Annotated in this window: 21 protein-coding genes; 1 reads left to right on the top strand and 20 read right to left on the bottom strand. The window is 41.9% G+C overall.

Translation table 11 applies throughout. The features are described 5' to 3' along the window. Window positions 1-137 precede the first annotated feature (137 nt). From LQ188_RS01770 to LQ188_RS01685, 18 genes are all read right to left on the bottom strand, one after another. Complete coding sequence (locus LQ188_RS01770; RefSeq protein ID WP_101225487.1) at window positions 138-770, bottom strand: bifunctional 4-hydroxy-2-oxoglutarate aldolase/2-dehydro-3-deoxy-phosphogluconate aldolase; 633 nt, start codon at window positions 768-770, stop codon at window positions 138-140. A gap of 13 nt (window positions 771-783) precedes the next feature. Beyond that, window positions 784-1,740, bottom strand: coding sequence for a sugar kinase (locus LQ188_RS01765; protein ID WP_101225461.1), 957 nt, complete (start codon window positions 1,738-1,740; stop codon window positions 784-786). Window positions 1,741-1,761: 21 nt separating this feature from the next. Next, complete coding sequence (locus LQ188_RS01760) at window positions 1,762-2,625, bottom strand: fumarylacetoacetate hydrolase family protein (protein WP_101225462.1); 864 nt, start codon at window positions 2,623-2,625, stop codon at window positions 1,762-1,764. A gap of 14 nt (window positions 2,626-2,639) precedes the next feature. Next, window positions 2,640-3,599, bottom strand: coding sequence for a C-terminal binding protein (locus tag LQ188_RS01755; RefSeq protein ID WP_230175868.1), 960 nt, complete (start codon window positions 3,597-3,599; stop codon window positions 2,640-2,642). 34 nt (window positions 3,600-3,633) lie between these two features. Then, window positions 3,634-4,581, bottom strand: coding sequence for a U32 family peptidase (locus LQ188_RS01750; protein WP_230175867.1), 948 nt, complete (start codon window positions 4,579-4,581; stop codon window positions 3,634-3,636). Next, window positions 4,578-5,489, bottom strand: coding sequence for a dihydrodipicolinate synthase family protein (locus LQ188_RS01745; protein WP_230175866.1), 912 nt, complete (start codon window positions 5,487-5,489; stop codon window positions 4,578-4,580). The genes LQ188_RS01750 and LQ188_RS01745 overlap by 4 nt, the downstream gene beginning before the upstream one ends. Window positions 5,490-5,506: 17 nt before the next feature. Further along, window positions 5,507-6,655 carry a galactonate dehydratase gene (gene dgoD / locus LQ188_RS01740; RefSeq protein ID WP_230175865.1) on the bottom strand — a complete coding sequence of 383 codons (1,149 nt, stop codon included), beginning with the start codon at window positions 6,653-6,655 and terminating at the stop codon, window positions 5,507-5,509. A 67-nt stretch (window positions 6,656-6,722) separates the two neighbouring features. Further along, window positions 6,723-8,192 (bottom strand): alpha-ketoglutaric semialdehyde dehydrogenase GucD, encoded by a 1,470-nt coding sequence (gucD, locus tag LQ188_RS01735; protein ID WP_230175864.1) that lies wholly within the window; start codon window positions 8,190-8,192, stop codon window positions 6,723-6,725. Between the two features lie 22 nt (window positions 8,193-8,214). Beyond that, window positions 8,215-9,372: a UxaA family hydrolase gene (locus LQ188_RS01730; protein ID WP_230176004.1), complete on the bottom strand. Its 1,158-nt coding sequence runs from the start codon at window positions 9,370-9,372 to the stop codon at window positions 8,215-8,217. 4 nt (window positions 9,373-9,376) lie between these two features. Beyond that, a complete protein-coding gene (locus LQ188_RS01725) occupies window positions 9,377-9,676 on the bottom strand; it encodes a UxaA family hydrolase (RefSeq protein WP_230175863.1) in 300 nt (99 codons plus the stop codon). An 11-nt stretch (window positions 9,677-9,687) separates the two neighbouring features. Further along, entirely contained in the window at window positions 9,688-10,575 is an 888-nt protein-coding gene (locus LQ188_RS01720; protein WP_101225469.1) for a fumarylacetoacetate hydrolase family protein, read from the bottom strand. A gap of 31 nt (window positions 10,576-10,606) precedes the next feature. Continuing rightward, window positions 10,607-11,374 (bottom strand): IclR family transcriptional regulator, encoded by a 768-nt coding sequence (locus tag LQ188_RS01715; protein WP_101225470.1) that lies wholly within the window; start codon window positions 11,372-11,374, stop codon window positions 10,607-10,609. 63 nt (window positions 11,375-11,437) lie between these two features. Then, on the bottom strand, window positions 11,438-13,642 hold the full coding sequence (locus LQ188_RS01710) for a dihydroxy-acid dehydratase (protein WP_230175862.1): 2,205 nt from the start codon (window positions 13,640-13,642) through the stop codon (window positions 11,438-11,440). Window positions 13,643-13,706: 64 nt separating this feature from the next. Continuing rightward, window positions 13,707-14,957, bottom strand: coding sequence for a lactate racemase domain-containing protein (locus tag LQ188_RS01705; RefSeq protein WP_230175861.1), 1,251 nt, complete (start codon window positions 14,955-14,957; stop codon window positions 13,707-13,709). 24 nt (window positions 14,958-14,981) lie between these two features. Continuing rightward, on the bottom strand, window positions 14,982-16,019 hold the full coding sequence (locus LQ188_RS01700; protein ID WP_311735944.1) for a TRAP transporter substrate-binding protein: 1,038 nt from the start codon (window positions 16,017-16,019) through the stop codon (window positions 14,982-14,984). Between the two features lie 66 nt (window positions 16,020-16,085). After that, entirely contained in the window at window positions 16,086-17,363 is a 1,278-nt protein-coding gene (locus LQ188_RS01695; protein ID WP_101225474.1) for a TRAP transporter large permease subunit, read from the bottom strand. Beyond that, window positions 17,360-17,887 carry a TRAP transporter small permease gene (locus LQ188_RS01690; protein ID WP_101225489.1) on the bottom strand — a complete coding sequence of 176 codons (528 nt, stop codon included), beginning with the start codon at window positions 17,885-17,887 and terminating at the stop codon, window positions 17,360-17,362. The genes LQ188_RS01695 and LQ188_RS01690 overlap by 4 nt, the downstream gene beginning before the upstream one ends. An 81-nt stretch (window positions 17,888-17,968) precedes the next feature. Then, complete coding sequence (locus tag LQ188_RS01685; protein ID WP_101225490.1) at window positions 17,969-18,985, bottom strand: TRAP transporter substrate-binding protein; 1,017 nt, start codon at window positions 18,983-18,985, stop codon at window positions 17,969-17,971. An 871-nt stretch (window positions 18,986-19,856) separates the two neighbouring features. Between LQ188_RS01685 and LQ188_RS01680 the strand changes: the two genes are divergently transcribed. Then, complete coding sequence (locus LQ188_RS01680) at window positions 19,857-21,593, top strand: HAMP domain-containing methyl-accepting chemotaxis protein (RefSeq protein ID WP_230175859.1); 1,737 nt, start codon at window positions 19,857-19,859, stop codon at window positions 21,591-21,593. 71 nt (window positions 21,594-21,664) lie between these two features. Here the strand turns inward: LQ188_RS01680 and LQ188_RS01675 are convergent, their stop codons facing one another. Further along, window positions 21,665-22,624 carry a DUF4822 domain-containing protein gene (locus LQ188_RS01675; RefSeq protein ID WP_230175858.1) on the bottom strand — a complete coding sequence of 320 codons (960 nt, stop codon included), beginning with the start codon at window positions 22,622-22,624 and terminating at the stop codon, window positions 21,665-21,667. A gap of 75 nt (window positions 22,625-22,699) precedes the next feature. Continuing rightward, on the bottom strand, window positions 22,700-23,401 hold the full coding sequence (locus LQ188_RS01670; protein ID WP_230175857.1) for an ankyrin repeat domain-containing protein: 702 nt from the start codon (window positions 23,399-23,401) through the stop codon (window positions 22,700-22,702). Window positions 23,402-23,461: the final 60 nt, after the last annotated feature.

Genomic DNA, 23,461 nt, shown 5'->3' with positions numbered 1-23,461 from the left:
ACTGTCCATCAGCAATGCCACCCTTGATGGAAATTTAACGGATACATCAAATTGGTAGGAATGGAGGAAATAACATACAGTCATACTTTCATTTCCAGCGATTATTGAATTGATATGAATATAAGCGTCGGACTGCATTAGCTTTTTTGTACGATAGCCGAGAATTTTTTTGCCGTTTCTGTCAGCCTTGTGTAATCTTCACCTGTAATCAATTTCGCAGGATTGATCAATGAACCGCCAACTCCCGCAGCGATGGCCCCTGCCTTAAAAAATGAAGCGAGGTTGTCAAGGTTGACACCGCCAGTTGGCATTAGAGGGATGTGAGGAAGCGGCCCTTTAAGATTTTTAAAGTAACTAACACCCAATGCATCTGCCGGAAAAACTTTGATGATGTCAGCTCCATTCTCGTAAGCAGTCAATATTTCGGTTGGTGTGAGCGCACCTGGGATGCTAATAACGCCATAGCGCTTCGCCATTTTAATCGTTTTGACATTGACGGTTGGAGAAAAGATAAATTCCGCCCCTGCCATTATTACCGCACGGGCCGTTTCAGGATCCAATACTGTACCGGCACCCGCTATGATATCATCACCGAACTCCTCTTTCACTCTTTCAATCAAATGGCACACTTTGGGAGTTTCCACTGTTATTTCTAGCGTTCGGATGCCGCCCTCTTTCAGGGCCCGGGCGATTGGTATAATTTGATTGGGGCGTGCTCCGCGAATGACGGCGACCAGCTTCCCATGTTTAAGCTCTTCAAGTTTAGTCATTTTTTCCACCTTTCTACCTCTTCACATCATCAGCGCCGCCACTCATGAACAAAGCGAGGTCGGCACGGGCCGGCAAACCCTCAACATCGCCATTTACCATCGTTGCCATTGCTCCCATGGCATTTCCACGCCTTGCAGCTTCATCTAGCGGCAGTCCATCAAGCAGACCGGAAAGTACACCGGATGCAAAAGCATCACCAGCACCGATGGGATCCACGACCCGTTCCACATAGAATCCAGGAACGTATGTTTTCGGTACAGACGGGGCTGAAATTAAAGAGCCTTCTTTGCCCAATTTAAGTAAAACTGTTTCGACACCGAGTTCATGAAAATGATCGGCAAATTTCTCCGGAGTATGGGAGCCGAATAAAAATTCGGCTTCGGCCACCCCAGGCATGACGATATCACTTTTCGAGGCGTACTTTGTTATGATGTGACGTGCTTCATTTTCATCACCCCATATTTTCAAGCGAATATTCGGATCGAAGACGATTTTTGTTCCGTTTTCCTTAGCAATGCGGATCGCTTTATCCAAGAGCGACTGACAAGAATTCCCTAGTGCAGGGGTAATCCCCGTAATATGGAGATAAGCGGCGTCTTGGATGGCAAGATCAGTTAGTAATTCCGCCGTCATTTTACTAGCGGCCGAATCTTTCCGGTAATAATAAACTCGAGTATCATTCAGCCGTCTGAATTCTTTAAAAAAGACTCCGGTAGGAGCATCAGGGTCTCTTGTTACATAAGAGACATCAACGCCTTCTCCGCGAATGAACGATTGCATGGCATCGCCAAATTCATCCTCACCGAGACGGCTAATCCAGCGTGAGCTATGACCGAGTCGGCTTAACCCGATCGCGACATTGGATTCCGCACCGCCAAACTTCATCGAAAAAGATCTGGCGTGGCGAAGCGGTCCTTCTTCATTCGGGGTAAACACTGTCATTGTTTCTCCGATGGTTACAACATCCATGTCATCATCTTCTTTCTCTTATCATGCTATTACGTGATTAGAAAGCGTACCGATCTTCTCAATTCTGACGTTCATCCGGTCACCGTTTTTCAACCAGATTTTCGGATTCCTTCCCATTCCAACGCCTGGTGGCGTGCCAGTTGCAATCAAATCACCTGGCATTAGCGTCATGGACTGTGATAAAAATGAAATGATTTTCGGAACCGTAAAAATTAGGTTGCTTGTATTTGAATCCTGCATAATTTCACCGTTTAATTCGAGCGAAATCGCTAGATTGTGGGGGTCACCCACTTCATCTTTTGTCACGATAACAGGACCAAATGGAGCAAATGTATCCGCCGTTTTGCCCCTTGACCACTGACCGTCCTGAAATTGCAAATCTCGGGCGCTGATATCATTCATAATCGTGTAGCCAAAGACGTAGTCATCCGCCTCTTCTTCTGACACATGTTTCGCTTCTCTACCAATGACAAACGCAAGCTCTGCTTCAAAGTCGACCTCGGTTGAATTAATCGGGATTTCAATCGCATCATTATGTCCGGCAATAGCATTAGCATATTTCGAAAAAATGACCGGTGATTCAGGAGGCTCCATCCCGGTTTCCTTGCAATGATCAAAATAGTTAAGTCCTACGCAAATGATTTTATCCGGCTTTGCGATTGGCGGCAGGATATTTACTTCTGACAGTTTGAATATTGCATCGTCATTTACCCGTTGCTCGATTAACTGTTCAGCACGTGAACGCAACTCGCTTCCTCGTTCTATAAATTTTTTCATGCAAGCAGGAAATTCTTCTGGACCGAGAGCCGTTAAGCTGATAATTTGATCATCTTTAACAAGACCGATGTGCTGTTCGGTTTGCACGGAAAAAGTTGCTATTTTCATATTTTTCCCCTTTCTTAGGTTAATGCGTATGGTGTTTTTTCCCCTTTTAAGACCTGAACGATATTTCTTGCTGCTTTTTGACGAAGTTCAACCATCGCTTCCTCAGAATACCAGGCGCTGTGCGGCGTAATGATGACATTGTCCATTGTGAGTAGCGGGCTATCGATTCGGACCGGCTCATTTTCTGTCACATCAAGTGCAGCACCTGCAATTATCCCTTTTTCAAGTGCATGGGAAAGTGCTTTTTCATCGATTATCGGTCCACGTGCCGTGTTAATGATGACCGCGTTACTCTTCATTTGTTTAAGGCGCTCCTCATTGATCAGGTGGTATGTATCATCAATTAAGGGCACATGGATCGACAAATAATCGGCTTCGCCTATAATTTCGTCGAGATCCATTTTTTGAACCCCGACAGCAGCCATGTCTGCCGCCGATACGAAAGGGTCATAAGCAGCGGTTTTAAAGCCGAGCGGTTTCACCTTTTCAATGAAACGGCGCGGAATCCGGCCAAAGCCGAGAACCCCAACCGTTTGTTCGTTAAAACGGTGAATCGGGACACACACTTTAAAGTCCCAGTTACCTTTTTTCACTTCCTTGTTTAACAGTGTCACTTTCCGCGCCGACGAAAGTAAAAGTGCCAATGCATGATTCGAAACTTCTTCCATGCCATAATCCGGTACATTGGCGACAGTGATCCCCTTTTCTTTAGCAGCATTGAGATCAATTGTATTGACGCCAACACCATAGCGGGAAATGATTTTCGTGTTTTCAAGCGACTCAATGACTCGGCGTGAGATAGGAGCATATTGATTTAAAATTGCATCCGCTTCCTTTGCCTGCTCCATAACTTGTTCTTCAGTTTTGCATTGCGCTTTGATGAAATTGATATCCAGACCGCTTTCTTGAAAAACCTCTTCTTCATATTTCAAATGTTCAAATTCGTAATCCGTTAATAATATTTTAAAGGTCATTCGGGCTCAACTCCTTTATTGTAATACCAGACATCTATTTCGCTGCTGCCTTTTCAATTTTTGCAATACCGAGCCCTTCTGCACCAAGTTTCGATGTTTTTGCTTCAGGATAGTATCGTTCGATCATTTGAATACCAATTGCGGCACGGCGTACACGTTCTTGAGCGAGTGAGATGTTCGTACTTTCCCATTGTTTCCCTGAAGGGTATACATCAGGATGATTACGCAGACCAAATTTAATGTATACAGGCGCCAATACACGGATAATTTCCGGTATTTCATAATAGCGAAGAAAGCCTCCAAAGGTATCCGGAACTTCAACATATAAATCAATTGGAATGTTTATTGATTGTCGGATCGCTGCAAGTTTAGACAGCGTTAATGCAGGTGGCACGTTGTAGGTATCCGCTCCGATGTCTTCCATTAATTTAACGGATACTGGATTGGCTGAACCCATTTGAACCGATACTTTAACAACAAAGTCTTCCGGAAGCTGTCCGTATTTTTTCATTTCTTTCGTTAAAAGTAGGAGTCCTTCATCCGCAACTAACGCACCGCGAAGACCAAGTGCAGCTCCTCTTTTCAAGTCTTCCATTGCATAAACAAGCTGGTCCGATCCTTCATGGCGGATTCCCTGAGATTTACCTCCTGGCGTAAGCGGTCCCGCACTGACATCCCATGAACCCCTGGGGCCGACAAACAAACTGAGCTCCATGCCGCGCTCTGCTGTCATTTCACACATTTCTTTAATTTCTTCATCCGTTTGAAGCATGATGCCGCTGCCCTGGGATATCCGGTGAATAGTCAAACCGAGTCGGTCAATTTCTTTCAATGTTTCTTTTAGGGCAGCTGGACCTTCTACACTTGGTAGTTCAATGCGGTATTGAGCTCCATCCGGAAATGTTTTCGTTGATGTAGGAAGTTCTTTAAGATCAGTAGATGGGTAGCCTAATTGTTCGAGCAAGTCGCGTGATTCTTTCATTTTTGGATACCTTCTTTCATATCAATATTTTTTAAGAGAGCAGCTACTTTGTCACTCAAATCAGCAGGGTATACATCGCATGGGGCACGGTGTCCAGCCGCAACGTCAAACCAGCGCTGATGAACAGCTTCTTTCATGGCTGTAAAAAATGTCGGACCGTAATTGTACACTTCCATCAGTTTTGAAATCACTTGATGATTTTTCTGGGCTTCAGCGAGATCCCCTTTATGATACGATTCATATAAATGTACGGATATTTCCGGGGCAAAGACAGCGCTTCCATTAATGCTTCCAGCTGCACCAATCATTTGAGCCGGAAGCAAATGCTCGTCAAACGCGGAGAAGACTTTGAAATCACTGCGAACTTTCTTCACTTCCGCGAGCACTTGACGAAGGTGCCCGAAATCACTGACCGTCTCTTTAATACCTGCTATGTTGGAATGATCTTGGGCTAATTTTTTAATCAATTCGATTGATAAATTTTGTCCGGTCAAGAGCGGGATGTTATAAATGAAAACTTGCAGATTAGTATGATTCGCTACGCTGGAAAAATGTCGATATAATTGCTCGTCAGACAGCTTCCAGTAATATGGGTTTACTACGAGAACGCCGTTCGCTCCATGCTCTTCTGCATAAGAAGTCAGTTCATGCACCTCTTTTAATGCGGTATGCCCTACTCCGACCATAACTGGCACTCGTCCGTTAATGTGCTTTAACATTTCGCGTACATATAATTTCCTTTCTTCAGTCGTAAGTGAGGAGAACTCACCTGAACTACCCATCAACAAAATACCGTCAATATTCCGTGAGATTAATAGGTCGATATACCTTCTGTTCAACTCCAAATCCAAGTTCCCAGTTTCATCAAATAAGGTGACTACCGGTGGAACGATGCCATGAAAGTCCATTATTTTTCCTCCTTTTATTACCATTCAGCGATACTCCCGTCTTCATTACGCCAAATTGGGTTTTTCCAATTATGTCCGGTCTCTGCTGCCTGCTTCACTTTTTCTTCATCAATTTCCACTCCAAGGCCTGGTTTATCCGGAATGTTCACATAGCCATTTTCATAATCGAATAATTCTGGATTTTTCATATAATCGAGAATGTCCATGCCTTCGTTGTAATGAATACCAAGGCTTTGCTCCTGAATAATGAAATTCGGTGTCGTAGCGTCCAAATGAATGGATGAAGCAAGAGTCATCGGACCGAGCGGGCAGTGCGGCGCAATTGCTACATCATACGCTTCTGCCATTGCGGCAATTTTTTTCCCTTCTAAAATACCACCTGTATGAGACAGATCCGGCTGAATTATATCGACATAACCATCTTGAAGTAGCTGCTTAAAGCCCCAGCGCGTATACATTCTTTCTCCCGTCGCAATCGGACACGTAGTATGCCAGGCAATCTCACGAAGTGCTTCATTGTTTTCCGGGAGCACCGGTTCTTCAATGAACATTGGACGGTATGGTTCGAGTTCTTTCACAATCACCTTTGCCATCGTTTTATGAATCCTCCCGTGAAAATCCACACCGATCCCAAAGTCCTTGCCAACCGCTTCCCTGATTGAAGCAACGCGTTCGATGACCGCTTCTACTTTCGAAAAGCTATCTATGTAATTCATTTCTTCTGATGCGTTCATTTTGACAGCAAGGAAGCCTTCTTTCTGTTTTTCTATTGCGGCAGCAACTACATCCACCGGTCTATCTCCTCCGACCCATGAGTAGACTTTAATTTTTTGACGTGCTTTGCCGCCGAGCATTTGGTATACAGGAATATCGAAGTATTTTCCTTTTATATCCCATAGTGCCTGCTCAATGCCGGAAATGGCGCTCATTAAAATTGGGCCCCCGCGGTAAAATCCACCTCGATAAAGCGTTTGCCAGATATCTTCAATGTCGTTCGGATTTCTCCCGATCAAATAATCAGTCAGTTCGTTAACTGCTGCTTTAACAGTTTCAGCACGGCCTTCCACGACAGGCTCTCCCCATCCGGAAATGCCCTCATCCGTATCGATTTTTAAAAACAGCCAGCGGGGCGGAACTTTGTATAAAGAAATTTTTATGATTTTCATCAAGCACCTCGCAATGTTTTTTTGAAGAAAGAGAGATTTTCAAAAATGGAAACCTCCCTTGCACTTGTTAAGAACCTTTAATAAAAACCGTTTTTATGGCTGTATAAAATTCTTTCGCCGCTTCACCTTGCTCTCGCGAACCCGTGCTTGATGCCTTCATGCCTCCGAATGGGGCTTGCAACTCTACGCCCGCGCTTTCTGCGTTAATGCGGACAAGACCTGCTTCAATTTCATCAATGAACTCCAAAATTGAGCTAATATTTGATGTGAAGATTGATGCACTCAATCCGTACTTCGTATTATTTGCCAAGTCAATCGCTTCGACAAGATCGGTTGCTTTCATCAGCGCGATAACTGGTCCAAAAATTTCTGCCTGTGCAATCTCCATTTCGGACGTCACGTCTTCAAAAATCGCTGGTGTGATGAAAAAGCCCCTATCATAGTCTCCGCCAGTTAATTTCACCCCGCCATGTATGAGTTTTGCACCCTCCTGCTTGCCTTTTTCAATGTACTCTGTGACCGTTTTGAACTGGCTTTCGCTTGCACATGGGCCCATCCAAATACCCTCTTGAAGACCGTTGCCTACTGTAATTTTCGCTGCTGCCTTTATCAGTTTTTGTTTGAATTCATCATAGACGGACGATTCAACGACTACACGACTTGAAGCTGTGCATTTCTGGCCGGAAGAACGAAATCCACCGCTGATGACCGCCTCGACAGCTTGGTCGATGTTTGCATCTTTCGTTACGATGACTGGATTCTTGCCACCCATTTCAAGCTGATATTTTATGCCGCGGGCGGAAGCTGATTTTGCGACGCTCTGACCGACACTTTCAGAACCGGTAAATGTGATCGCATTTAAAAGCGGATGATCTATGAGTCCTTGACCGATAATCGCCCCCTTACCGGTAATGAAGTTCACTACGCCCTCCGGGAAGCCTGCTTTTGTGAAGCATTCCATCACTTTCGCTGCAGTAACGGCTCCCTCCGTAGCCGGTTTCCATACGATTGAGTTGCCATATACAAGAGCAGGAGCCATTTTCCAGATGGGAATTGCAACCGGGAAGTTCCATGGCGTGATTATCCCGACAACACCAAGTGGGCTGCGTTTCGTAAACATTAGGGCATCTTTATCGGAAGATGGAATAACATCGCCGTCTTTCCGCATCCCTTCCCCAGCATAGTAACGCAGAATTGCAACCCCCCGTGCCGTTTCACCTTTTGCTTCAGGTAACGTTTTACCCATTTCGCGTGTCATCGTTTCGGCAATTTCATCTAGATTTTCTTCCAATATATTGGCCGTTTTGAAAAGGATTTGTCCACGTGCAGACTGCCCGATCCTGCGCCAATCCCTCTTTGCTTTATGCGCAGAAGTTACAGCCTTGTTCAAGTCATCGACCGTTGAGCTTTGAACATAACCAACCGGTTCTTTGTCCGCAGGATTAATGCTTTCGATTGTATTTCCAGAAGATGCATTCACCCACTCATTATTAATGAAATTTTTATATGTTTTCGTTGCAAATGTAGTTGATATCATAGTCTTTAGCTCCTTTTTCGTTTTAGAATGTCGGTCCAATTCTCCATATTCCAAAGTCATGCTGCTTTAATATCTCAGCTTTTGTTAGTTTTCCGTTAGAAACATGTTGAATTTCTTCCATGATGCGCCTGCCCACTTCATCAACGGTTTCTAAACCATCGACGATCGTACCAGCATTTAAATCCATATTTTCATTCATCCTGTCAAACATTGGTGTATTAGTCGAGATTTTTATGACGGGTGAAATAGGAGAACCAGTCGGCGTGCCTCTTCCACTTGTAAAGAGAACGATTTGGGCACCGCCTGCGACCATTCCCGTCAATTGCTCAATGTCATGGCCAGGCGTATCCATCCATACAAGCCCTTTTTTTGTGGGTACCTGGGCATAATCAATGACCTCTTCCAGTCTGGTAGTGCCTGATTTTGTCGCTGCCCCCAGTGATTTTTCCTCGAGTGAGCTGAGACCTCCCTCAATGTTTCCCGGACTCGGATTTCCGGTGCGGATATCTACGCCCATTTGAATCGAGCGGTCTTCCATCATTTTAATAACCGCATAAGCTTTTTTGGCTACCTGGTCGTTTGCCGCCCGGTTAGCAATCAAATGCTCTGCACCAATGAGTTCAGTCGTTTCTGCTAATATTGCAGTTCCCCCCTGCTGAACAACCAAATCGCTTGTACGTCCGACTGCCGGGTTAGCCGATAAGCCGGAGCATGCATCCGACCCACCGCATTCTGTGCCGACAATCAGCTCGCTAAAATCACATAATTCCCGCTGCACCATCGAGGCATCCTGGACCATTTTGACCGCAATTTTAGCTACTTCGGCAATGGTTTGAAGAGTGCCGCCATGTTCCTGAATCGATACCGTTTCCACTGGTTTACCACATTTGTCAATTTCATCTCCAATACGGTGCGCCTGATGTGTTTCACAGCCAAGTCCGAGTACTATGACACCATATACATTTGGATTCATGCCCATTCCCGCATAGGTTCGGGCCGTTTGATCATAATCAGAGCCCACTTGCGCACAGCCATGCTGATGAATGAATGTGACGGTTCCGCTCACCAGCTCTGTTACTCGCTGCGCTGTTTGTGTTGCGCATGTTATCGTTGGCAAAATCAGTACGTGATTCCGGACACCGACGCGGCCATCAGGACGGCGGTAGCCCCAAAACTGCATTTTTTCATTCAGCAATTTTGTCACCCCTTCCCCTCTTTCCTTCTAAATTGTGTACATGAACATGTGCACCAGCGGGAATAAAAGCTGAGGCTGCACCTATGACTTCCCCATATTTAATTATGTCCGCTCCTTGTTCGATGGCTTTGACTGCGAACTTATGTCCAAAACGAATCGGTTCAAGAATGGATACGACAAGTTCTTCCATGCCTTTCTTCACAACTACTGATGTGTTTTCAGGGATTTCGGATAAAGCGACAGCTACACTATCTTTCGCACTTAAGTAAAGTGTTTTATATTCGCTCATTTTGTCACCCCTTAAATTGTTTGAACTGCTTTACTTTGGATAACCGGGTTGTTCAATACTCCAATTCCTGGTATTTCGATTTCAATTCGGTCATCGCCTTTCAATGTAAATTCATTTGGCGGAACCACGCATGTACCAGTAAGTAAAACTGATCCGTCAAAAACAGTATTATCTAAGACTAAATAGTCGACAAGCTCTTCCAATTTTCGTTTCAGTTGGTTTACTTTCGCTTCACCTTCAAATACTTTTTCTTCATTTCGATAAATACGGCACATGATTTTAAGCTCATATGGATCCGTAACAGCCTCTTTTAACAATATTGCCGGTCCAATTGAGCAAGAATTTTTCCATACCTTTGCCTGTGGAAGATAAAGCGGATTTTCACCTTCAATATCTCGGCAGCTCATGTCATTACCCGCGATATATCCGAGTACCGTTCCCTCTTTATCGATGACCAGACCAAGCTCCGGCTCAGGAATTTGCCATTTTGAATCTGAACGCAAGTATACCGGATCATTCGGGCCCACAGTTCTTGCTGCAGTCGATTTAAAGAAAATCTCAGGACGCACTGCATCATAAACTTTGTCATAGAATGTTTGGCGGTCCAGCTTTCCTTGCGTAGCTTCGTAGTTACGTGCTTCCTTGCTTTTTTTATAGGTAACGCCAGATGCCCATACTTCAGGTGCGTCGATAGGAGTTGTTAATTGAAGACCTTCCAGTGGCTGCAGTTCTCCTTCGGCGGCAATTTGTTTTACAATATCAAACGCTGTTCTGTTATCATGACGTGCCGTTGTAATCAACGACATAAAATCCGTAAATGGAAGGTCCACCACATTGTTTTCGTTTGTCACGGCAGCAAGTTGTTTTTTACTTTCTTTTACATAGCGAATAATTCTCATTTTCTAGTTCCTCCTAATTGGCAGGCCTCATTTATATTTTTTGATATTCATAGCCGAGCTCCTGCGAAATTTTACTGCTGCATTCCTTTAAGAGACGTACATAATACTCATGCGTTTCTTCATTTACTTTAGAAGCAGGCATCGATACACTCATTGCAGCGATTACCTTGCCTGAATAATCTTTTATCGGTACTGCCAGACAGAAAATGCCCGGTTCGTTTTCTTCATTATCCATTGAATATCCATTAATGCGTGCTTTTTCGATTTCCGCTAAAAATTGGTCCTTGGATCTAATCGATCTATCGGTCGGTCCTGTATAATCATAGCCGTCCAAGAGTAAATCCAGTTCACTATCCGTTTTGGTTGCAACAAGAGATTTGCCAACTGCACTCGTATGAATCGGAACACGCCGGCCAATACGGGAATAGAGGACCGTTACCCCAGTGCCCTCCACTTTATCGACATAGACACCTTCCTGCCCGTCTAATATGACAAGGTGCAGCGTCAAATTCGTTGTTGCTGAAAGCCATTCAAGATGTTTTCTTGCTACATTGCGCAAATCGAGATGGGTCACGACAACGCTTCCCCTCTCCAATAACTTTAATCCTAGCGAGTATTTTCCATTTTCTTCGCCTTGTGAAATATAGTGATGCTCCTGTAAGGTTTTTAATAGTGAATGAACCGTACTTTTATGTAAATTCATTCGTTTGCTTATCTCTGTTATAGTTAGTTCACGCTCACGCTCATCAAATAAATCCAATATTTTCAAGGCACGCTCCACCGATTGGATGATAGGCATCGTTCCTCACTCCTTTTATCATTCTGTCTACCTTTATCTTATCGGATTTACGACGAGCATACCTCACTTTATTTCTACTTTTTTTTCCTGGATTATAATATCTTGTTCATAATCAAGCACCGCATCCTCAATGACAGCGATTGGAACAACACCATTTGCTGCATCTGTATGTCCAAACATCCTGTTGCTAGCCGCAACCATTTTTTGTCTAACTTTCATCCGCTGCTTGCGTTCAGCTGCCAATGATTGTCTTTCTTCTTTAAAATGATCCGCAAAATCATGAATAACCTTTCCAGAATGAAGTTGAGTAGAATCTACAAAATCAATCCGTCGATCACGAAGCTGAAGGTGAATTACATCCCCTGATTTAAGTAAACCAATGCCGCCACCTTCATACGCTTCCGGTGTCATATGTCCTATGGCAGCACCATATGTGACTCCTGAATAGCGGCCGTCGCTAATGATTGTAGCGATTTTTTTCATAACACGATTTGCATTGATGTGTTGCATTGGTGTAAACATTTCAGGCATTCCGAATGCCACTGGCCCCTGCCCTGAGATAATAACCGCAATTTTCAATGTGCCTGCTTCAACCATCCTGTCAAATAGCTCCCCATAGGTAGCGGTTTTAAGAAGAGACCATTCCGGCTCATTGTTGTATTTAAGAGATTCTAGCAATAGATTATGTTCGAAAAGCTTTTGCTCTTTTATTTTTGAAAGCAGATTTGAATCGAGCAGGCTTTTATTTGCATCATCTTCATTTTCGTAATAAAGGACAAATGCAAGCTTATCATCGAATTGGTCAAGCTGTGGTGTCGGCATACCGCTGATTTTTACAACGGCGCTTTCAAAGAAGTTTCCTTTTAATACATCAACACCGCTGAATCCTCGGCGTGGATTGGATAAAATGACCTGATTTCCCTTTACATTAACCGCTTTTAGGCTATTTGTGATCGAAAGACGTTCTTTCCAGGTTTTTGCTGCGACAGTCGGCGCATCCTGATCCATTGGTACACCATTCTCAATAAGTTCATGAAAAAGTGTTTCCATTCCTCTGCTTTTCCCGCTGCAACACTGCATCGCAAGTGAATAAATGTCCCTTCCTTCTGTCAAACTGTAATCAAATAAGTCAGGAATTGGATGTGAATGATGAATGCGGTCAAGGTCCCATAAACTGAATTTGAATCCTGCATAGAGCATGCCTGCAACAATATGCATCATTAAGTTAGTAGAACCACCCGAAGCGCTGTGAATACAGATTGCATTTTTTATGTTCGCAGCGACAATGTTGGCCACGCCGTAGCGCTCTTCGTTTATCATGCCGGCAAAGCTATCAAGCACCGAGTTAATCTGGCGTTGTGTTGGTGGATCGGTCAACAGCTCCACGGCTGGATGAACGAGACCCATGCCTGCCACTAAATGACGTGAACTATTCCCCGTACCATTAAAGGCACATACACCTCCCTGCCCGTCACATGTTGCAACAGCAAGTCTCATTTCAAAGTATTTATGCTGTTCCTTCGTCAATATTCCTCGTTCATAGGCCCGTTCAAATACACCCTGAAATGCAGTATTCGATGAACATTGCAATATATATGCCATCGTATCTCGTAAATCAACGGCTACATCAGTAGCTCCTTTACTTTCCGCTTTTTTCGCAAGAGTTTCCAATTCTTCAATCACGTCAGCTGGAATCGAACCGCCTTCCAATACGTGAGCAGGTGCGAATGTTGCGAAAAAGGGTGCTTCACCACGGTTTCGGCGAACACGATCAACATGTGCGAGTGCACTTACAACACCAAGAGGCTGCTTATCACACCCTTGAATGACGAATGCACCATGATAACTGTGAGCTTCTAGCTGGTTGACAACCATTTGTGCAACTGCGTTTCGGCTCTGGAGAGAGTAACTCATTCCTTGATTGTTTTGCGCAGTGCCATCACACATCACCGGTGTCGAGAAATGAAACGGCACACCGCCGTTTTGCCAAATGCGGATTGCTGCCCGTGCTGACGTTTGGTAATCCATTATATGGGCCGGATGATCGGACGAACCACCGATTATTGCGATACGCGGGGCATTCCTCTCTAGCCGCATATAAATTTCTTCAAGCGTCCAATCAGGCTTGCCCCCTTCATATGTGGAGCCAAGCGTCAGCTTCGAACGGTCCAACAAACCTGCAACCGTAATGGGTTCATTTGCTTTTCCCTGTACATTATCGCGGTAAGGGTTTATCCCGTTATCAATTAGTGGATATAGGTGTGTCATTTCAGCACTCCTTTTCTGATTTCAAATGAATTCTTCCATTCTCTAAAAATATTAACCAAGGTTTTTAGTCTAGTGCCAATTCTTCTGGTTCTGACAGGATTTCTAAATTTTTGTTTTTTAAAGCTTCTTCCATCATGCTTTCAGAAATCCAAATTTCACCGATTTCAAGCGTGTTATTTATTCTTACGACTCTCACTTTATTCAAATTGAAGGCATTGCACGTTTTGATAGCAGCTTTAACAGCTAATTCCTGCGTATCTAAACACATCGGGAGCTTTACTACATCTGTCACTGTGCTTGTGAGTGCATTGGCATAGCCTTTTTCCCATTCGATTTCATTCATGACGGCCTTCGTCGTCATATCAGCCATGCCGATGCCGTTTGCATTACCGTGAGTTTTTTCAGTAAGTCCAAGTACAACGGTCCGTTTAACCTCTGGCCCACCGGTAGCATATGGAGTGGCGAAGTTACCCGTAATATTCGGATCCATTCCATCCCCTGAAATATCCTTTCCGAGTTCATTTACAATAAGTACGTCAATCGAATCGAAATGGATTTTTGGCATCAATGATTTTGCTTCAAGCAATAGTCCCGGTTCCACTTCCTCCAGTTCCTCTGCTGGGACTGCGACGATTTTCGCTGGTTTATCATAGGCATTTTCAATAGTCGCAAGACCAAATATGATAGGAGCTTTCGCTAAAGAAATTTTTGCCATTTCAGGGACATGTTCCGCCATATACTTAAAGCTATATGCATGTGCAGCTTCGGCTCCCTTTTGCTTGCCTAAACCGATTGTAATCATTTTCATTAGTCCGCTTTCAACCGGTCCACGAAATGCCGTATGTGGTTTTATCCGATTAATGACAATGATTTTATCTGATTCATATGCAAGCTTATCAATATAGACAGGGAGCCCATTTGGCAATTCATCCAGTTTAATAACTTCCATTGATGAAAGTATTGACGCTCCAACCGATTCTTCTGAAATACCCAGTTGAAGCAACACATCAATTTGTCCCTCCGCTGTAGCACCCCCATGGCTTCCCATTGCAGGGACTATAAAAGGATTACCGCCAGCCTCCTTAACGGCAGCCACCGTTTCTCTTACAAGAGTAGGAAGGTCCGCAACCCCTCTGCTTCCTACTGCAATTGCCACCCTGTCATCTTCATTTATTCTTGATAAGACACCTGCTTCTTTTATCGCCTTCTTCACCTCACCAGCTACATCAGCTATATGAGGTGCAAGAAATTTCTGCCTCACTTTGACCATTTTCGGTAATTGGATTTCACGTAAAAGTTCAGAGATAATATCCATTTTCTATCCTCCAAACAGTCTGGATTATTTACCGCGTACTTTTTCAACTTCGCTCATCATTTCCTCTACAAGATCCGGCCCGAATTTCTGGGCATATTCGTCCGTCACTGGTTGGATGGCTTTCTTCATTTTTTCCATTTCTTCCGGCTCTACTTCATTGATTTTCATTCCTTCTTCTTTTAGATACTTAAGTGCCTTTTCATTTTCTTTTTGGTTAACTTCCCGTTGATACTTTCCAGCCTCTTGTGCGGCCTCACTCATGATTTTTTGCTCTTCTTCTGATAGGTCGTCCCAGAACTTTTTACTTACAAGGAATACAAATGGTGTATAAACATGATTTGTAAGACTTAAGTAGTCTTGCACTTCATTATATTTTTGCGTTTGAATTGTTGCGAGTGGGTTCTCCTGCCCATCAACAGTGCCGGTTTCCAGTGCAGTAAATACTTCAGAGAAGGCCATCGGCGATGGATTAGCACCCAACTTTGAAAAAGCATCTAAATGCACTTCATTTTGCATGGTACGAATTTTAAGGCCTTTGAAATCCTCAACCGTTTTAACAGGGTGTTTACTGTTGGTTAAGTTTCGGAAACCATTTTCCCAATATCCCAGACCTACTAAATCATGTTCCGGTAATTTATCCAAAAGTTTTTTGCCTATTGCACCATCAAGTACAGAATAAGCTTCTTCTTCATTATTAAAGACAAACGGGAAGTCATAAATTCCAAATTCCTTAATCATTCCCACAAGTGGAGAGGTTGAAGGAACAGTTACTTCCTGTAAACCACCTTGAAGTGCTTCTGTCATTTTCTGATCATCCCCGAGGGTGGCATCAAAAAAGTTTTGGACCTTCATTTTTCCCCCGCTTTTTTCTTCAACCAGTTCTTTAAATTTCTCCATTCCTTGCCCTTGTGGATGCATTTTACTATTCCCGATTCCTGCTTTGATTGTTCTTTTTTGAATACCGTCAGCTGAAGCGCTTTCATTTTGGTTTCCGCAAGCACTTAATAGCAATACGGCTGGCAGTAAAACCCCCACCGCCAAACGCTTGAACAGATTATTCATTATCATTTTCCTCCTATTAATTAAGATGAATATCAGCATACAAACCGAATTACTAGTTTAATTCCGTTAGGAGGTAAACCATCCTAGAGGAACCAGCACTAAGGAAGGGAACAGAATCAACAAGATCAATACAATTACTTCCACGAGCAAGAAAGGCCAAATCCCCTTCATGATATCTTCCATACTGATCTTGCTTATGCCGCACATGACATTTAATACGGTTCCGACCGGTGGTGTAAGTAAACCTATGGCGTTATTCAGGATAAACAGGACACCAAAGTAAACTGGATCAATACCTGCAGCGACCACCAATGGCATTAATACAGGTGTTAGAATAAGGATTGTCGGCGTCATATCCATAGCAGTTCCAACTACGATGACCAATAAGTTTATCATTATTAATAGAAGGAATGGATGATCCATAAATGGCTCCAGCAATCCAATCACCTGACCAGGTAAATCGGCTACCGTTATCAGCCAGGATGACACGAGTGCCGCGGCGACCAGAAACATGACAACACTCGTCATTTTTCCTGCATGAACAAAGACCTCATACAAATCTTTCATTTTCATTTCTCGATAGATTACAAGACCGACAAATATGGCGTAGACTGCAGCCACCACTGCCGCTTCAGTCGGTGTGAATAAACCGAATTTCAATCCACCAATGATAATGATGGGCAGGAATAGAGCCCAAACTCCTTGACGAAGAGAAGTAAGAATTTCTTTTGTTGAAGCTCGCGGGTTAACGGCGACTTTATCTTTTCGTGCAACAATGGCCCAGGTAACCGTTAGTCCAACCGCTAGTAAAATACCAGGAACGATTCCTGCCATAAACAGCTTTGTAATGGACACTCCACTTGCGACACCGAAAATGATAAAGCCAATACTTGGCGGAATGATCGGGGCAATGATACCACCGGATGCAATCAACCCACTTGACCGGTTCACATCATACCCTGACTTCACCATCATTGGAATTAATATAGCCCCAAGCGCTGCTGTATCGGCAACGGCAGATCCTGATAAACTTGCAAACAACACACTCGCAATGATCGCAACATAGCCAAGGCCTCCCTTGATATGGCCAACCAAGTTCATTGCCATCTCAACGATACGCCGTGATAAACCGCCCCTATTCATCGCCTCTCCTGCAAGCATAAAGAACGGTATGGCCATTAGAGGGAAGTTATCAGCGCCACTGATTAGATTTTGTGCGATTATTTGACTATCAAAAATACCAAGGAAATACATTAACACTACACTACTCACAAGTAAGGCAAAGGCAATAGGTATTCCAAGTCCCATGGCTCCCAGTAAAGATCCGACAAATACACCTATCATCCCTGTTTCTCCTCCTTGACAATCCTAATATCTGAAGCAAATTCATCAGTATGGAGAGAAATTAGCTCTTCTGACTCACTTATCATCACCAATTCTTCGTCTTTAATTTTATTGAAGAAAATCCGATACAAATTGAAAATGATCATGCTGCCCATTGAAACACTCACAAGAATACCTGTCCCATATACAAATGCCAGTGGCATGCCTGTGGCTGGTGCAGTACTATCTATGTTTATCAATGTCATTTTCCAGCTGCCATCCAGGATCAGGAGAAGAACGAATAACATCATCAAATCACTAATAACAAGAACCACTTTTTTCATCTTATTCGGGAGCCGTTTGATGACCATGTCGACACCTAAGTGTTCTTTGTTTTTGAAAGCTCCGATGGCGCCGAGGAACGTCAACCAAATAAAGAGATACCTTGACATTTCTTCTGACCAAGTAATCCCTGAATTAAAGAAATAACGAAGTACTACATTACCAAACACGAGTACGACCATAATTGCTAAAGCTGCTGCCATAATAATGTTCAACGAATTTTCTAGGGTTTTGGAAATTTTATTCACCTATACATCTCCCCCTTCCTATCTAAAGCACCTGCTTCATTCTGCTTTTATTTTTCCTACAAGCTCTTCCGCCCAGTCATTTTCCTCAAAAACTTCATCATAAACAGGTTGAGATGCTTTTAACATTTTTTGTGCAAAATCTTCGTCAGGCTTAGTGAATTTGATTCCATTATCCTTAAGATATGCTTTGTCATCTTCATAACTTTTTTCCATCAAATCAAACTCATATGCTGCCGACTCTTTTGCTGCTTTTTGAATGATGGTTTGTTGCTCCTTTGTCAGCCCTTTATAGAATTTGCTATTGATAATGTAAATATTGGGGCTGAACATATGCTTGGATTCTAGTACATCACTTTGAACTTCATTCCACCCCGAGGATCTCAACGTGGCAATGGGATTATCTTGAGCATCCACTACCTTTTGTTCAAGTGCGGTAAAAACTTCCGAAATTGGTAATGGACTAACATTTGCCCCCAATGATTCACCTAGTTTTATGTAATTCGGAATGTTCGGCATTCTGAGTCGAAGTCCATCAAAATCTTTCATACTCTTAATTGGACGATTACTCGAAAACATCCTAAATCCATTTGCACTCCATGCGAGCGGTGTCACTCCATGCTTTGGATCAAGCTCTTCTGTCAATTCTTCTCCGATAGGTCCATTCAATACCTTCTTTACATGATCGTAATCCCGAAATAGGAAGGGCCATTCCGGAACACCCATTTTCGGAATGTCCGACTGCATAATTAGTCCTGGAACACCCATTTCAATCGTTCCGTTTCTGACGCCGTCATAAAATTCTTTTTCTGCACCTAAAGTACTGTTCGCATAAATCCGAACCTCTAGTTCACCATTACTCTCTTTTTCTACTATTTTTTCAAATTTTTCTCTCAAGGCAATGTTTTGAGGGTGATTTTCAGCAAAATAATTCGCCACTTTTATCGTTTTCTTTTCAACGCCAGATCCACTGGCTTTTTCTCCCTCACCTCCACCACATCCTGATAAAAGTAAAGCTGCTGCAAGAGTTAAGCTTGTGGAGAATACAAAAGGCATTCTTTTTTTCAATAAAAACCCTCCCAAAAGTTTTTTGTAAGCGTTATCATTAATGACTGATTTGAAGAACTTCTCCTCACCCTTGTATAAGCCAAAGTTAAATTGTTTTATATTATAAAACTCCGTTTTTGTTTTATTCGGAGTAAGGAAAACACTTCACTTCTAGTTGCGTTTCAAGTTGATTCATGACATTTTAAACAATTACTTTTAATAACATGAAGGTTAATTTGTTCTACATTATAAAACTCGGTTTTAAAATTCGAAATCTTACGTTGATTATAAGCTTCCAATTTTACTAATGTCAAACCATTTTTTGAATTTTATAACAATTTAACAAAACCTCTATTTTTCACTAATTAATATTTAGAGAATCAACATTTATTAATCATATCCTTTTCAGTCAAGATTTATAAAATCAGAATGGGAAAGATGAATTTTTTCTATACTAAGATATTTATAGAATAGAGAATTGAACATAACTATAAGGTTTCCCTTAAAATACATTCCTCTCCTTTTAATTGAGCTTTTAAGTTTGGAATTTTGTTTTTCCTTCTGAAAAAACTGTCTTTAAGAATTTTTTCTTGTTTGACCTTGCGCTTCATCAAAGTGGTAATCGTTTGTATATTTTAACCCGTGTCTTTCATACAGAAGTTATTTTCCTTTTATAAAGATTTATACTTTTTTCTCTTTTGAAAAGTTACAATCCATTATTTATATTGAGATCATTTCATTATGAACCTCTTTCCAACAGGTTAAAGACTAAAGGGAAAAAAACTCTACCCGAAGCTTTTAAAGGCTCATTAAATATATTCAATTATTACCGATATATAAAACATGGTTAATATATAACACGGGGAAGGAATAAACAAAGATGAATAAACTCAGTACGAAAATAGGTTTTGTTCTTTTAACAGGCATGATCATTACATTAATTGGAAGTTTACTATTGATGTATAAAAGTACAAATGATACGGTTGAGAAAACAATCGCTATGAGCAGCTTAGACATCGCAAGCAACATCGCTCAAGGAATAAATCCAACATATTATGCCGATTTTTTAAGTAATCAATCCGAAACCTCTACATATTGGGAGATACGCGAACAGTTAGACGATTATAAACAAAAAACTGGAGCATTATATGTCTATACATTGGGGATTGACGAAAGTAGCGAAAAAGTCCATATTCTTATAGATGGAATGGGTAAAGAAGATAAAAAAGCATCTCCCATTTCAACCCCCACAACCGTAACTTCATATCAGGATGTAGAAAGCGTCATGAAGGGACAGGTTTCTACCACTTCCATCGTTCATGATCCTGAATATGGTGACTATTTATCCGTTTTTGTTCCCATAAAGAAAGGGGACGAGGTCATTGGAATACTAGGGGTGGATATTGATGCCAGTAAAGTCGATGCTACGACCGGCAAGGTACTGGGTGGCATCCTTCCCCTGATGATAATAATCAATGTAATCTTAATGGCAATCGTTGTAGGTGCATTAATATGGTTCTTGACTAGAAAGTTAAGCCCCCTTCTCAAGGTCAGCATGGCTGCAAAGGAAATCTCAAATGGAAATTTATTATCAGCCAATAAACTGATTAGCAACACAAGGGTTAAAGGAAACGACGAAATAAAGGTTTTAGTGAAATCCTTTGAAGAAATGATCACCAATACAACCATTATTGTCAACTCAATGAAAAACTCATCATACCAGCTATTGGAATCATCAAGTGATATCGAACACAAAATCAAAGAAATGGATACTTCCACACAACATATCGTTAAAGGCATTCAGCAAGTTGCAGGGGCTGCGGAAGTACAATTGCACAGAAGTGAAGAATCATCAAGGGTCATCGAGGAAATGACCATAGGGATACAAAAAATTGCCGAAGCTTCTTCTGAAGTCAGCGAACAGACAAATCATGTTTCAGCTAGAATGTCCATCGGAAATAAAGATATAAATGAACTCTCAAATCAAATTCTGCAAGTAAAAGATGTTATGCTGCAAACAAGTTCAGAAATAAAGAAATTGGACGAACAAGCAAATGAAATTGTGAATATTGTACATTTAATTACGGGAATTGCCGAGCAAACCAACCTGCTGTCATTAAATGCGGCCATTGAAGCTGCTAGAGCCGGTGAACAGGGTAAAGGTTTTGCGGTGGTATCGAACGAGGTACGGAAATTGGCAGTAGGCACCAAGGAATCTGCAATCAATATACAAGAGTCCCTACTTCATTTTAAATCCATCATAAATGAATCAGTGAAAATGATGGAAACCGGTACTAAAGAGGTAGAGGAAGGGACAAAATTTGTCCTGAATACAAGAGAAACATTTAAACAGACCATAAAATCCTTTGAGCATGTTAGTGATCAGATTCAAGAAATATCCGCCATTACAGAGCAAATGGCAGCAAGTTCTCAAGAAATCAATGCTTCGATAGAAGATTTTGCAGGGTTAACAAGGGAAACGGCAGTGGCTTCAAAGCAAGTTGCCCAATCAACCGATCAACAAGCGAAATCCATGGAGGACATCTCCTTCTCCACCTCTTCGATGGTAAGGCTCGCAAATGACCTGGAAACATCTGTTGAACAGTTTAACGCGTAAAAAAATTGAACTACATTCTATTACTATATCAAGAAAGGGATTTTGCTATTAATGCAAAATCCCTTTTTTATTTACTTAGTTGATTTTAGCTTCAAATCACCTTCATAAGGTATATGTTCAACTGTTATCGTTATATCTTTGCCCTCTTTATCTTTACCGATTCGTTTATAAGTGAATTTATTTTCATTAAGCTCCGTAAGTTCAAGAACTGCACCATACTTATTTTCCCCTTGTGAAACATGGGCTCTAATCTTATTTCCATGAACAACATCGTAATAGCCGTAATCACCACGGCTTTCACCGGTTTTAGCATCAAAAAATTCATACTTATTTGTTTTATCATCATATTTTGCCAGACCTAAATAATTCGAGTTATAGCTTGATACATCATTTCCCTTTTCATCCAATGCCACTGTACCTTTCCATGTGGTGCTTGATAAAATTTTGTCTCCATCAACGTCTGTAACTACATCTCCTGTATAAGTTTCCAAATTTTTGTCTGGATCAGTAAAGGAAAGTTCTGTTTCAGTATAGGGAATATGATCGACAAACACTTCTACTTCGTTACCTTTTGCATCTTTGCCCATTCTTTTATAAGTAAACATATCCTTATTCAGTTCAGTTATTTCAACAACGGCTTGGTAACCCATTGATTCTGAAATTAACACTCTAATCTTCCCATTCGTGATAAAGAAAGTTCCTTTATCACCTCGACTTTTTTTAGTATTTTTATCAAAAAATTCATATCTCGATGCTTCATCATCATATTTAGCTAGACCAATGAAGCTTGCATTCTCCTTTGTTAAGTCATTATTATTTTTATCATAAACTTTTGTTCCTTGCCAATTCGTGCTAGTAAGAATTTTAGTCATTTCCTCTCCTGCGGTTAACTTTTTTTCTTGTTTACTCTGTTTTGCAGTTTGTTCCTGCTTCTGAGCGCTTTTATTTTCTTGTGCGTTTGTGTTACATCCTGTTATTGCCAACGTTAGCCCAAGTAGTATAGCTGATGAAATTATTGCTTTTTTATTCATTTTTTCGTCTCCTCATCATATTGTGGTTTTTTTGCAGTGCAATTGATATTACAAATTGAAAGTATAGCGATCTGGTTATTTTGCTCCTGCCTTAAGTAAAATTTGTTCGATTTCCTTAAACCCTTTCTCGCGGGCGTGTTGTAAAGGTGTCATACTGTTATTATCGGGGATGTTGACATCTGCCCCATGATCTATTAGCAATTGAACTGTTTGCTGCTGTTTTCCATCTCCATCATTCAAAATGATTGCTTCTAGCAAAGCGGTCCAACCGAGATCATTCACATGATTCACATCAATATCAGTTTTAGTAAGAAGTTCTTTAATAACCTCAACATAACCATGTTCCGAAGCAGGGATTAAAGCCGTTCCACCATAACGGTTGGTTATAGAGGGGTCTGCACCCGCTTCAATCGCAAGTTTAAGTATATCTACATAACCTTCAGCACCGGCATACAAGAAGGGGCTATTTTTCATTTCATCCTGAATGTTGACGTCTGCACCCGCTTCAATAAGGATTTTTGCCGTCTCTACATCATTGTTATAAGTCGCAATCATAGTGGCGGTTCGCCCTTTCGAGTCCTGTGCATTTATTTCTGCACCTTGCTCAATCAAGCTTCTTATTCTTTCCGTTTCTTTACGTTCTACGGCTTGGATCAATTGTACATTCATTCCCTTTCCTGTCTCCTTTTCTTGTTTATTTAGCTCTACTTCATTATCCAAGACACAGCCTTGAAGGATGAAAAGGCTTCCGATGATAATCGTTAGCCATCTCCACATGAAACACACCATCCTTTCCCTGTTTGTACTTCACAGCCGCAAATGGATTTCCCGTCATTC

It is taken from the genome of Peribacillus sp. Bi134 (assembly GCF_918698065.1).
In the GTDB taxonomy this organism is placed as follows: Bacteria; Bacillota; Bacilli; order Bacillales; family DSM-1321; genus Peribacillus.
This window is presented reverse-complemented; position numbering and strand designations above follow the sequence as displayed.